10 protein-coding genes are annotated in these 12132 nt (G+C 68.1%); all 10 read right to left on the reverse strand.

The annotated features are described in order from the left end of the window. Positions 1-8: 8 nt before the first annotated feature. Genes ACQY8B_RS04950 through tssB form a run of 10 tightly spaced genes read right to left on the reverse strand, consistent with a single transcriptional unit; the run spans position 9 to position 11786 of the window. Complete coding sequence (locus tag ACQY8B_RS04950; RefSeq protein ID WP_422085674.1) at positions 9-398, reverse strand: DUF4280 domain-containing protein; 390 nt, start codon at positions 396-398, stop codon at positions 9-11. Positions 399-401: 3 nt separating this feature from the next. Next, positions 402-1121 (reverse strand): toxin-antitoxin system YwqK family antitoxin, encoded by a 720-nt coding sequence (locus ACQY8B_RS04955; protein ID WP_422085675.1) that lies wholly within the window; start codon positions 1119-1121, stop codon positions 402-404. Positions 1122-1126: 5 nt separating this feature from the next. Beyond that, complete coding sequence (locus ACQY8B_RS04960; RefSeq protein ID WP_422085676.1) at positions 1127-3073, reverse strand: type VI secretion system Vgr family protein; 1947 nt, start codon at positions 3071-3073, stop codon at positions 1127-1129. A 3-nt stretch (positions 3074-3076) separates the two neighbouring features. Further along, positions 3077-5809 carry a type VI secretion system ATPase TssH gene (tssH, locus tag ACQY8B_RS04965; RefSeq protein ID WP_422085677.1) on the reverse strand — a complete coding sequence of 911 codons (2733 nt, stop codon included), beginning with the start codon at positions 5807-5809 and terminating at the stop codon, positions 3077-3079. 14 nt (positions 5810-5823) lie between these two features. Beyond that, the gene (tssG, locus tag ACQY8B_RS04970; RefSeq protein WP_422085678.1) at positions 5824-6870 is read right to left on the reverse strand and encodes a type VI secretion system baseplate subunit TssG; all 1047 of its coding nucleotides are present in this window, start codon (positions 6868-6870) and stop codon (positions 5824-5826) included. After that, positions 6834-8624 carry a type VI secretion system baseplate subunit TssF gene (gene tssF, locus ACQY8B_RS04975; RefSeq protein WP_422089153.1) on the reverse strand — a complete coding sequence of 597 codons (1791 nt, stop codon included), beginning with the start codon at positions 8622-8624 and terminating at the stop codon, positions 6834-6836. The genes tssG and tssF overlap by 37 nt, the downstream gene beginning before the upstream one ends. Before the next feature lie 10 nt (positions 8625-8634). Beyond that, on the reverse strand, positions 8635-9093 hold the full coding sequence (gene tssE, locus ACQY8B_RS04980) for a type VI secretion system baseplate subunit TssE (protein WP_422085679.1): 459 nt from the start codon (positions 9091-9093) through the stop codon (positions 8635-8637). A 29-nt stretch (positions 9094-9122) separates the two neighbouring features. Beyond that, positions 9123-9605 carry an Hcp family type VI secretion system effector gene (locus ACQY8B_RS04985; protein WP_081270798.1) on the reverse strand — a complete coding sequence of 161 codons (483 nt, stop codon included), beginning with the start codon at positions 9603-9605 and terminating at the stop codon, positions 9123-9125. Positions 9606-9654: 49 nt separating this feature from the next. Further along, positions 9655-11154, reverse strand: a complete 1500-nt coding sequence (tssC, locus tag ACQY8B_RS04990; protein WP_422085680.1) for a type VI secretion system contractile sheath large subunit — start codon at positions 11152-11154, stop codon at positions 9655-9657. A 59-nt stretch (positions 11155-11213) separates the two neighbouring features. Next, positions 11214-11786, reverse strand: a complete 573-nt coding sequence (tssB, locus tag ACQY8B_RS04995) for a type VI secretion system contractile sheath small subunit (RefSeq protein ID WP_081270796.1) — start codon at positions 11784-11786, stop codon at positions 11214-11216. Positions 11787-12132: the final 346 nt, after the last annotated feature.

Below are 12132 nucleotides of genomic sequence, written 5' to 3' on the forward strand. Positions count from 1 at the left end.
TGGCCGCTTCAGGGAACCATGGAAGTGAATTGCCCCGGCACGACGACCTGGATCACGCCGCCCCAGTTGCAGGCGAGCTTGGAGCTGTCCTGCAGGGCGGGCATGCTGCCCAGCAGCACCGTGGGCGAGCCCGGCGCCCACGGCGCGGCGGGCACCGGAATGCAGGGCATCGGCGTGAAGGCGCCGAGCGCGGCGGCCGTGGCGGCCGCCACCATCGGGTTTGCCATGCTGTTGCAGGTGCCGAAGGGCAGGATGTTGACGAAGGGCTTGTTGTCCATGATGGTGGCCGCCGGCACGCTGCTGGTGACCACGCCGGCCACCGGCAGCACGCAGAGGGAGGAAGGCGCGGCACCGAAGCTGCACTGCAGCGTGGCGCCCATGCACACATGCATTCCCATGGCTCAGCTCCCCCTCACGAGTTTTTCCAGGCTCTTCATGAAGCCCGGTGGCGCGGTGGCGGCCACGATCTCGCGGCCGGCGTCGTCGAAGCGGCGCGGGCTGCCCCAGGGCTTGCCCTGGCGGTAGGCGATTTCTTCCATCAGCTGGCCGTTGGGCCAGAAGCGCCGCAGCGGTCCGTGCAGCACGTTGGCCACGTAGGTGGACGACTGCGCCACGCCGCCGCCCGGCATGTAGTCGAGCACTTCGCCGTCGAGCAGGCCGGCGCGGTAGTTCTCGCGCCGCACCATGCGGCCTTCGTGGAAGTAGCGGGCCTCGCCGTCGAGCCGGCCGGCCACGTAGCGCAACCGCGCGGTGACGTCGCCCGACTCGGCATGGGACACGGCCTCGCCGTGCAGCGCGCCGCGCACATGCGTCTGCGTCTGCATCAGCTTGCCGCTGGGGTAGTAGCCGCGCGTGACGCCTTCGGCCACGCCACCCACGCGCCGGGTTTCCTGCAGCAGCTGGCCGCGCTCGTCGAACAGGCGCATGGCGCCGTGCGGAAGGCCGGCCTGGTAGGCGGCATCCATCGCCGGCTTGCCAGGGGCCGAGAACACCTGCATCGGACCGTGCGGCACGTCGCCCAGGAAGGAAGCGCGCACCACCGTGCGGCCCGCATCGTCCAGGGCCTCGCGCACCACCGCATCGGGCGCGGATGGCAGAGAAGAGGAAGAAGGAATGGCCATGGCGTTCAATTGATCTTCACCAGCCCGCCCTTGAGCGTGACCATGCCGCCGCCTTCGACGGCGTTCATGCCCGATGCCTTGCTGCTGATCGACGGCGCCTCGTTCGACAGCGAGGCGCCGCCCTTGGCCGACAGCGCCACGCCGGCCTCGGCCTTGAAGTTGACGCCGGCATTGGCGCCCAGGTCGGTGCCGGCCTTCAGGTCCAGCGTCTGTGCCGACTTGATGAGCAGCGTGCCCGTCACGTCGATCACCAGGTTGCCGGTGACCTTGAGTTCGTAGTTGCCGGTGACCGTCTGTGTGAAGTCGGCCTTGTTGTCGTGCGTCTCGTTGCCGGTGACTTCCAGCGCGCGCGTGCCCTTGACCGAGTGGGTTTCGTTGCCCGTGTCGACCTTGACGGTGCGATTGCCCTTGGTGACTGTGTGGAGCTCGTTGCCGGCCATCACCGTGGTGGTCAGGTCGTTCTCGATTTCCGCCAGCATGTCTTTCTGCGCATGCAGGTAGAACTGTTCGGAGTCCTTCTTGTCCTCGAAGCGCATCTCGTTGCCTGCTTCGCCGTTCTTGGTCGAGCGCGAGCGGATGGTGCTTTGCGTCGACATGCCCGGCAGGCTTACCGGCGTGGGATTCGTGCCGTTGTAGACGCCGCCCGAGACCAGCGGCCGGTCGGGGTCGCCGTCGACATAGCTCACGATCACCTCCTGCCCGATGCGCGGCAGGAAGAGGGCGCCCCAGCCCTTGCCGGCCCACATCTGCGAGACGCGGATCCAGCAAGAACTCTTGTCGTCCTTCTTGCCCAGCTGGTCCCACGGAAACTGCACCTTGATGCGGCCGTGTTCGTCGGTCCAGATTTCTTCGCCGGGCGGGCCCACCACCTGCGCCGTGTGGTTGCCCGCCACCACCGGACGCGGCGTGAGGCGCTGCGGACGAAAGGGCAGGTCGGGCGGCAGGGTCTCGAAGCTGTTGCTGTAGTGCTCGCGGTCGGCATGGTGCTGCACGCTGTACACCACGTGCTCCACGTTGAAGTCCGCTCGCGGATGCTCCTGCAGCGTGAAGGTGGTGCCCGGCGTCAGGTAGTGGCAACGGCTGTCGCCGCGGCCCGACTGGCTGCCGGCCTGGCGCGCTTCCAGGCGGATGCGCGCACGCGCAGCGCCGGCGGCGGCCGCCACGCGCGAGGGGTATTCGTAGTCGAGGCCCTGGCCGGCCTTGCCGTCCTGCTGTACACGCAGGCTGGTGTCGGGCGTGAGGAAGTCGTAGTCGTCCACCGCCTGGGACTTGGTGACCAGACGGGCGTCGGATTCGAAGCGGGTCACCGTGTGGGTGTGGGCCAGGCCCTCCGCGCCGCTGCGCAACAAGAGCGTGTCGGCGTGGGGGCAGGGCGCATACGCCACCTTGCTGTCGGCCAGCACGAGCTTGTGCTCGCCGTCCGCGAAGGTGAAGAAATAGAAGATGCCTTCCTCTTCCATCAGGCGGGAGACGAAGTCGAAGGCCGTCTCGTCGTAGCGCACGCAGTACTCGCGCTTGGCATAGGTGCCGCCTAACTGAGAGCTGTAGGCCACGCTGAACTCGGTGAACACCTTCTCCATGATCTCCACCGTGCTCAGGTTCTGGTAGATCACGCGGTCGCGGCCCAGCGTGAGCAGCCACATGCGCGGAACGAGCTCGAGCGAGTAGGTCGCGAAATCGCCGTGGCTGCCCAGGTACGAGAAGCGCGAGACGATGCCGTTGAAGAAGCGTGTTTCCTTCTCGGGCCGCTGCATCGCCACAGTGGCCGAGGTGCCGATCAGGTCGGCGCCCTGCAGCGTGCTCAAGGGCGAACGCATGGTGAGCGAGCAGGCGAACAGCCGCGACATCCCCTCGGTGGCCTGGAAGGTGTCGAGCAGCAGGTCGTTAGGCCCGAGCACGGTCTTCACCGTGAGGAACGCGGCGTGCTGGGTGAAGCCTTCGCGCATGTTCATCTGTCAGCTCAGCGTTGCCGGCTCGAAGCCGAAGGCGAAGGCGCCGCCGCCGTCCACGCCCATGTGCACGGCGGTGAACGCGGCGGCCATCGAGATGCGTTCAAGCACCTGGCGCGACAGCTCGGGCAGCACCGCATGGGCCAGGATGTGGTCGATGTTGCGCGCGCCGCTGTCCACCTCGGTGCAGCGCGCGGTAATGGCGTCTTCCACCTGCGCGTCCCAGGTGAAGGCGGCGTGGTGGTTCAGCGCGAAGCGCCGTGCCAGCTTGCCGAGCTTGAGGTTCACGATCGAGCGGATCTGCTCGTCGCCCAGGTGGTGGTAGGGCACCAGCGCCAGCCGGCCAAGGAACGCCGGGCTGAACTGCTTGAGCAGCTCGGGGCGAAGCCGCTCCACCAGCTCCTCGGGGTCGGGCCTGCGGCCGCCTTGCGAAGCCTGCGTGATCACGTCCTGCGCGGCGTTCGAGGTCAGCAGGATCAGCGTGTTCTTGAAGTCGATCTGCACGCCTTCGCCGTCTTCCATGGTGCCCTTGTCGAACACCTGGAAGAACAGCTCCAGCACGTCGGGGTGGGCCTTCTCCATTTCGTCGAGCAGCACCACGCTGTAGGGGCGTCGGCGCACGGCCTCGGTCAGCACGCCGCCGCGCCCGTAGCCCACGTAGCCGGGCGGCGCGCCCTTGAGGCTGGAGACGGTGTGCGCCTCCTGGAACTCCGACATGTTCACGGTGATGACGTTGCGCTCGCCGCCGTACAGCAGGTCGGCCAGCGCGAAGGCGGTCTCTGTCTTGCCCACGCCGCTGGGCCCCACCAGCATGAACACGCCCACGGGCTTGCCCGGGTCGTCGAGGTCGGCGCGGAAGGTGCGCACGCGCCGCGCGATGGCGTCGAGCGCATCGTCTTGTCCGACCACGCGCTCGGCCAGCTTTTCCTTCAGGTTGAGCACCGTGTGCAGCTCGTCGGTCATCATCTTGCCGACCGGAATGCCGGTCCAGCCGGAGATGACTTCGGCCACCATCACGCCGTCGACGCACACGGGCACCATGGGCTCGTCGCTCTGCAGCGCTTCCAGGCCCTTCTCGAGGCGGCGCAGCGCGGCGGTGAGCAGCGCGGGGTCGTTCTCCTCGTCGGGCGGCGGCGCGTCGTCGCGCAGGCTGTCGGCGATCTTGCGGCGCAGCGCGACGATTTCCATCACCGCGTGCTTCTCTTCGTCGAGCTTGTCGGACAGGCGCTTGTGCTTCTGGCGCAGCGTGTCGAGCCGCGCGGTGAGCGTGGCTATGGCGTCCTGATGGTCTTCACCGGTGGCGGTTTCGTGGCGCAGCACGCGCAATTCGCTCTCGGCCGAGGCGATGTCGCGCGCGGCGGATTCGAGCTCGGCCGGCAGCCCGTTCTGCCCGATGGCCACGCGCGCGCAGGCGGTGTCGAGCACGCTGATGGCCTTGTCGGGCAGCTGGCGGCCGGTGATGTAGCGGTGCGATAGCTTGACGGCTTCGCGCACCGCGTCGTCGACGATCTCCACGCCGTGGTGCTTCTCGAGTGTCTCGACCATGCCGCGCAGCATGTCGATGGCCACTTCCTCGCTCGGCTCCTCGACCTTCACCACCTGGAAGCGCCGTGCCAGCGCAGGGTCGCGCTCCACATATTTCTTGTACTCGGCCCAGGTGGTGGCGGCGATGGTGCGCAGTTCGCCGCGCGCGAGCGCAGGCTTGAGCAGGTTGGCCGCGTCGCCCTGGCCTTCGGCACCGCCCGCGCCGATGAGCTGGTGCGCTTCGTCGATGAACAGAATCACCGGCGTGGGCGAGGCCTTGACCTCTGCGATGACCGACTTGAGCCGGTTCTCGAACTCGCCCTTCACCCCCGCGCCGGCCTGCAGCAACGCCAGGTCGAGCGAGCGCACCGACACCTGGCGCAGCGCGGGCGGCACGTCGCCCTGCACCACGCGCTGCGCGAAGCCTTCGACCACGGCCGTCTTGCCGACGCCGGCCTCCCCGGTGAGGATGGGGTTGTTCTGGCGGCGGCGCAGCAGCACGTCGATGATCTGGCGGATCTCGCCGTCGCGCCCGCGAATGGGGTCGATCGCGCCGTCGCGCGCGAGCTGCGTCATGTCGACCGTGTACTGGTCGAGCGAAGGCGTGGCCGAATTGCCGCGTCGCGCGGTGGGCATCTGCAGCGGCGCCGCGCCCGCATCCGCGAGCGATGGCGCGGCCGGCTGGTTCGGTGCGGGTGCCGAAGCTGTCGGCGCGGCGTTCAATGCCGAGGCTGCCGCGTCTTCCGGCGAGGACTGCAGCAGGCCCGCGAGTTCGTCGCGCAGCGCGCCGCGCGGAATCTGCAGCAGCGCGGGCGCGGCGTCGACGAGGCGCCCGCGCAGGCGGTCGACCTCCAGCAGCGCCAGCATCAGCGTGCCCGAGCGGATGTGCTGCTGGCCCAGCAGCATCGAGCTCATGAGCCAGGCTTCCTGGAACAGCGGCGCGAAGTCGGGCGCCAGGCTGGGCGTGCGGCCGTTGCCGCGCTTGAAGGTGTCGAGCGACTTCTGCAGCTGCGCCTGCACCGTGTCGGGCCGGATGCCGAAACGGCCGAACACCAGCCGCAGGTCGGGCGCGTCGTTGTCCACCAGCTTCAGCAGCAGGTGTTCGAGGTCGACGTTGTAGTGCGTCTGCTGCACGCACAGCTCGGCCGCCTGTTCCATGGCGCGCTTGCATTCCGGGTTGAGCCGGCCGAGCAGGGTGCGGATGTCGATGTCCATGAGGAATGTGAGGCTCAGGCGCCGGGCGTGCCGCCGGCATCGCCGGCGTCGCTGGTCAGGGTGTGTTGAACGGGGGGCAGCGCGCCCCGGAAAGAAGGGCCGGCGACCCACGAGGTCCAGCCCAGCCGCATCGGGTTCGCGGCGCCGAGCACGCTGCTGCGCGATTCGGCGGGCGCGAGTTGCAGCTCCATCTCTACCTTCAGGTCCTGCGGGATGAAGCGGCGCACCAGCCATTTGGCGAGCGCATGGTCGGCGCCCCGGGGCAGCAGGTCGCGCAGGCGCTGCTGGCTCAGGTTGCTGAAGGTGAGGCGAATGCCGGCGCCCTGGTCCCACACGCGCTTGCCGAGCACGGCACCGCCGCCCAGCGGCGTGCGCATGTCCAGCCGCGCCGATGCATCGGGCTCCAGCGCCAGCCAGCGGCCACGGAACTGCGTGCCCTGCACCTGCACGCCGAGGCGGTCGCGCAGCAGCGCCAGCAGGGCGGTCATGCCGCGCGGCGCGCCGCCCAGCAGGCCGGCATGGCGCAACCACAGGGCCGAGCCGTCGGGTGCGCGCACGCCGGAGCGCAGGCCCAGCGCGCTGGCGGCATCCAGCGTGGAAGCCAGCGTCGAGCTGGCGGGCGACTGCGGGTTGAGCGCCACATGGTGCTTGCGGCGGCTGCGGTACAGGAAGGCCAGGAAGCGGTGGTTGAAGATGTCGAGAAAGTCGGCCGTCGCATGGTCGCGCCGTTGCCGGCGCTCCAGCAGCATCTCGGTGACGGGCATCGGCAGCGGGCCGCCGCTGCCGCCCAGCGAGAGCGCGGGCGTGGTGAGCGAGAAGGGCTCGCCGGTCGGCGCGTCGGTGCCGACCTCGCGCACGTCGCTGGCCTCGAAGGCCAGCGTGACGAAGGCATGCAGCCGCACCGCCTCGCGTTCGCGCGGGCCCTGCGAGCGGCCCACGGGCACTGCGTCGGGCGCGGCGCGCTCGAGCAGGCTGATGGCCTGGAACAGGTTGAAGTCCTGCGGGCGGGCGCTGAGTTCTTCGATCACAGCACGACCTGCCGGCCCGTCATCGGCGCCCATTGCTTGCGCACCTCGTCGCCGTCGCGCACCACGAGGCGCACGAAGGAGTTCATCGAGGTGTACATGGCGAAGAACCGCGCGAGCACGGCCGACATCATGAGAGGGGAGCCGCCGACGAAGGCGTCGTCGTCGAATTCGAGCGTGACCTGCGTGCCGCGGCAGTAGCCGCGCCAGGCCTCGGTGCCCACGTGGGCGGTGACGCCGCGCGCCGAGAGCCCGGCGATGCCGAGAATCTGGGCGTGGTCGCGCCGGCTGTCGGAGGCGAACAGCGAAAGCATCTCGCGCAGCTGCTTGCGGCCGGTGGAGCCGTCCACCAGCGACTGGTGGTTGAGCGTGAGCAGCGACACCAGCCGCCACAGCGTCTCGCTGCCCAGCGGCGGGTCGCGCTGCGCGGTGGGCTCGTACAGGCAGCGCACGCTGGTGGGCTGCGACGGTCCTTCGGCCACCAGCCGCGCGCCCACCGGCACCTGCTCGGCCAGCCGGCGGTTGGTGCACAGCAGGTGCGCGTAGACCACGGGCTGCGCGGGCCGGCTGTGCGTCTTGCCCTGGTCGACGAAAGACAGGAAGACGTCGGTGCCGGGGATGTTCTGGCGCAGGCAGGGCTCGCGCCGCGCGGCCCAGAACACGGCGCCCTGCGCGCCGTCCACATGGCCGAGCGCGGCGAAGCCCGGCACGTTCACCGGCTTGTCTGCGTCCGGGTCGGAGGCGATCACCGAGACGATGGAATGCACCTCGGTGGTCGCGTCGCGCTGGCGGTCGGGCACCAGCATGTATTCGTAGTGGCGCTGGTCCATCACCAGCGGTTCGCTCACGCGCGGGAACAGGTTGACGATGGGCGTGCAGCCGAGCTTGAAGTTCTCGGCGTCCAGGTGCCGCAGCGCGCGCGTGGGGCGGTCGAGCTGGAACACCAGGTCGCAGCGCTGCCCGCGGCCCAGGCGCGAGCGCAGGTGATGCAGGTCGAAGAAATGGAACTTGCGCGGAAACGCGAAGTACTCCTGCAGCAGGCCGTAGGCGGGCTGCGCGTTGGCGGGCTGCGGCAGCACCTCTTCGCCTTCGGCGAAGCCGACCTCGCGCCAGGCGTCGGGCGGCAGCATCTGCAGCGCGCCGCCTTCGGGCATCACGCCGACCGACTTCACGCCCGACACCAGCGCGTCGTACAGCGGCATGGTGAGCATCCAGTCGCCCTGCAGGTGGATGCGCAGGTTGTCGATCTCGAGTTCGGAGAAGTCGGTGCCGGCCTCGCATTCGAGCGTGAGGCGCAGCACGGCATCGGTGTCGATGGCGGCATGCACGATGCGCAGCGGCCACAGCACCGTGTCCCAGGCGGTGCGGAAGCGGCATTCGCGCGATTGCGGGGCCTGGCCCGGCGCGTGCGAGGAGTGCGCATGCGCGGTGCGCGCATGCAGCATGGTGTGGCGCGGCACGGGAAAGCCGGACGTCACCTTGCCCTGTGCCGGGTCGAGCGCGAACTGCGCCACCGACATCGAGGGCAGCGGCTGCACCAGCGACGGACAGAGGTTGTCGAGCAGCGCGTAGGCGACGTCGGGAAACTCCTGGTCGAGGTCGCGGTGCACGCGCGCGGAAAGAAAGGCGACCGATTCGATCAACCGCTCGGTATGCGGGTCCAGCGATTCGCCGCCGTGCAGCGAGAGCCGGGAGGCGACCTTGGGGTAGCGCTGGGCGAAGTCCGCCCCCTGTCCCCGCAAATAGGACAGTTCGCGCTTGTAGTACTGCAGCAGGTCGCTGTGCTGGATGTCGGACACGTCAGGCGACTTTCATCAGGCTGTCCGGCGTGCCGAGCAGCATTTCGAAGTCGACGCGGCGCAGCGCGAGCCCGGCGCGCGCCTGCGCACCGATGCGCACCCGCGCGACTTCATGCCGGTTGGGCGTGGCGCTCAGCTGCACGCTCACGTCAGACAGGCGCGGCTCGTAGCGCTGCACCGCCTGGCGCAGCACGGCGGCCAGCTGTTGCAGGTCGGCGGCGTTCTGCGCGCTGAGCGAGGAAAAATCGGGAATGCCGTACTCCAGCACCGTGCCGCTGCCCTGCGCGTAGTCGGCAACCGACAGCGGCGAGCGCGTGTTGAACAGCTGGCGCAGCTCACGGCCGATGGAGTCCTGCACGGACTCCATCGTCTCCAGATGAACACCATGGGCGTGCTCGGGCAGCGCCGACGCCAGCCGGTCGAACAGGGGCAGGACGCCCCCTTTGACAAGTTCGGACACGGTGGGCGCCGGACGTCAGCGTCGGGCCGTCACGCGACCGCGGTGTTCTTCGACAGATCCCAGCCGAACGGTGCGACGCCTTCCTGGCCGCCTTCTTCCTTCTGCTTGGTGTATTCGACCTTGATGGCCGCGTAGTTCAGCGAGATGCTTTCCTGCGGCAGGTCGCCGCCGCTGGACACCGAGAAGCCGCTGAGGATCACGTCGGTCAGGGTCACGACCATCAGGGGCAGCAGGCCGCTCTTGTCTTCGCGCGGGAAGGTGATGATGGTGTCGCCCGCGAACACCTCGCCGCCGGCGAGCTTCTGCATCAGCTGGGGCGTGGCGGAGTCGGTGGTGCGGGTCACCGTGATTTCGGAGAAGCTGGGCTTGCCCGCGGTGCGCTCCTGGTTGGAGGTGCCCGAGGTCACGGCGAGGCCGGCGCCGAACTGGAAGCTCTGGACTTCCATTTCGTCCTTGTGGCCCTCGATCTGGGTCTGTCCGGTAACGCCGGGCATCTTGAGGTAGATAGGCATGTGAAAGCTCTTTCAGTCTGTCTGTAGGTAGACGTGGATGTCGGGGTGGTCAGGCGGCCGCGGCCGGCAGGTCGGCCACCAGGCGGATCGAGGCCGAGAGCTCCTCGAGCTGGAAGTGCGGCTTCAGGAAGGCGATGGCGCGGTACGAGCCCGGCTTGCCCGGCACTTCGGTCACGTCCACGCGGGCCTGGCTCAGCGGGTACTTGGCCTTCATGGCCTGCGGCGCCGAGGGGCTCACCAGCACGTAGTTGGCCACCCAGTTGTTCAGGTGCTTCTGCATGTCGGCCTGCGTCTGGAAGCTGCCGATCTTGTCGCGCACGATCACCTTCAGGTAATGCGCGAAACGCGAGGCGGCCAGGATGTAGGGCAGGCGGGCCGAGACGGCCGCGTTGGCGTTGGCCGCGTCCTTGTCGTACACCTTGGGCTTGTTCACGGTCTGGCCGCCGAAGAAGGCGGCGGTGTTCGAACCCTTGGAATTGACGATGGCGATGAAGCCCAGGTCGCTCAGTTCCTTCTCGCGGCGGTCGGTGATGGTCACTTCCGTCGGCGGCTTCAGGGCGATGTCGCCTTCGTCCGTCTTGTAGGCGTGGGCCACCATGCCGTCGACCTTGCCGCCGCCTTCGACGCCGCGGATGGCCGTGGTCCAGCCGTACAGCGAGTGCGCCTGCGTGATGCGAAGGCCCAGCTGGTAGGCCGCGTTGGCCCACAGGTACTTGCCGTGGTCGCTGCCGTCCACGTCTTCTTCGTAGTTGAAGTTCTCGACCGGGTTGGTCTTGGCGCCGTAGGGCAGGCGGGCGGCGTAGCTGGGCAGCACCAGCGACACGTAGCGCGAGTCTTCCGATTCGCGGAAGCTGCGCCACGAGGCGAGCTCGGCGCTCTCGAAGGTCTTGGACAGGTCGCGCGGAATGCCGAGTTCGGTGAACGACTTGAAGTCGAACAGCGCGGGCGCGGCGGCGGCGATGAAGGGCGCGTGCGCGGCGGCGGCCACGCGGGAGACGCGCTCCAGCAGAGCGATGTCCTGCGGGTGGCGGCCGAAGTAGTAGTCGCCGATCAGCAGCGAGTAGGGGTGGCCGCCGTAGGTGCCGTATTCCTCTTCGTAGATCTTCTTGAAGAGCACGCTGGTGTCGTGGTCGACGGCGGTCTCCAGGTCCTTCAGCAGGTCCTTCTTGCTCACGTTGAGCAGGCGCAGCTTCAGGTTGCTGCCGGTCTCGGTGCCGAACACCATGTCGCGCAGGCCGCGCCAGGAGCCTTCGAGGGCCTGGAACTCGGGGGCGTGCAGGATCGCGTTGAGCTGGTCGGTCAGCAGGCGGTCGATTTCGGCGACGCGCTCGTTGATCAGCGTGACCACGCCCTTGTCGGGGCTGGTCTTCATGCCTTCGTCGAGGATCTGCGAGGCGAGCTGACCGATCAGCTTCTTCGCGTAGGCGCCCTGCGACGGCTCGGTCGTCATCTTGCCTTCGTAGACGATCTTGTCGAGCAGGCTCATGTCACTGGTCGTGACGGTGGTCGCTGCGCTGCCGGCTTCGGCGGCTTTGGATTTGTTGGCCATCTCTATCACCATTCAAGAATTGCCGGTTCGCGCCCGTGGGCCGCGGCCGGCGTGGTTGATCACGCAGCCGGTGCTTCGGCTTCGGGGGACGTCTGGGTTTCCGCGGCGGCTGCCTGCGGGGCTGCTGCGGCGGGAGCGGCTTCGGCCTTGGCCTGGCTCTGGACGGCCTTGAGGTCTTCGGTGTTCTTCAGCACGTTCTCGAGCAGGTCGTCGAGTTCGTCGTTGCCGTCGAGCTTGGCCAGCAGGTCGCGCAGTTGCTGGCGGGCTTCGAGCAGCTTGGCCAGGCGGGGCACCTGGCTCACGATGGCTTCGGGGTGGAAGTCGCCGAATTCCTTGAAGTTCAGTTCGATCTTCAGGTTGCCGTCGCCCTTCATGGTGTCTGGCACCGACAGGTCGAGGCGGGGCGAGATGTTGCCGAGCACTTCGTCGAAGTTGTCGCGGTCGACCTCGACGAAGCGGCGCTCCTTGAGCTTCGGCAGGGGCTGCACCGGCTGGCCCGACAGGTCGGCCAGCAGGCCCACGACCAGCGGCAGCTCCTTCTTTTCGACGGCGTCGCCGATCTCGACGTCATAGGTGATCTGGACGCGCGGCGGGCGATTGCGGCCGACCCATTTTTGCAAGCTATTCGACATTTTTCGCTCTCAGAAAAGGTTGAATTGACAGGAACACACGTTGAAGTTTTCGGCGCCCTTCGCCCCGTTCGGCGGCGCGCTGTCCGTTGCCGTTACCGTCCCGGCATGCATCAAAGACGAACGGAAGATACAAATCGAGATATTTGCTAACAATCCCCAGAATTAGGGAGGGGGCCTGTTTCCAAGGGACAAAGCTCAATGAAAACAAGCATGTAGTGCTGGAAAAGTTACATATATGAGAGCTTTGTCACATAAATAAGTGACCAAATGCTAGGCCGCCGGGGCGTGCGGCGCATCGGACCAAAGTCCAATGACAGCCACATGGAAGCGGCGCTATCGCGCGCGG

This window comes from Variovorax sp. (assembly GCF_965279555.1).
In the GTDB taxonomy this organism is placed as follows: Bacteria; Pseudomonadota; Gammaproteobacteria; order Burkholderiales; family Burkholderiaceae_C; genus Variovorax.

What these genes read in the sequence shown, in the direction of transcription:
- tssB (WP_081270796.1), bottom strand. Translation starts at nt 11,786, where the DNA reads ATGTCGAATAGCTTGCAAAAATGGGTCGGCCGCAATCGCCCGCCGCGC.
- tssH (WP_422085677.1), bottom strand. Translation starts at nt 5,809, where the DNA reads ATGGACATCGACATCCGCACCCTGCTCGGCCGGCTCAACCCGGAATGC.
- ACQY8B_RS04985 (WP_081270798.1), bottom strand. Translation starts at nt 9,605, where the DNA reads ATGCCTATCTACCTCAAGATGCCCGGCGTTACCGGACAGACCCAGATC.
- tssC (WP_422085680.1), bottom strand. Translation starts at nt 11,154, where the DNA reads ATGGCCAACAAATCCAAAGCCGCCGAAGCCGGCAGCGCAGCGACCACC.
- tssG (WP_422085678.1), bottom strand. Translation starts at nt 6,870, where the DNA reads ATGGGCGCCGATGACGGGCCGGCAGGTCGTGCTGTGATCGAAGAACTC.
- ACQY8B_RS04950 (WP_422085674.1), bottom strand. Translation starts at nt 398, where the DNA reads ATGGGAATGCATGTGTGCATGGGCGCCACGCTGCAGTGCAGCTTCGGT.
- ACQY8B_RS04955 (WP_422085675.1), bottom strand. Translation starts at nt 1,121, where the DNA reads ATGGCCATTCCTTCTTCCTCTTCTCTGCCATCCGCGCCCGATGCGGTG.
- ACQY8B_RS04960 (WP_422085676.1), bottom strand. Translation starts at nt 3,073, where the DNA reads ATGAACATGCGCGAAGGCTTCACCCAGCACGCCGCGTTCCTCACGGTG.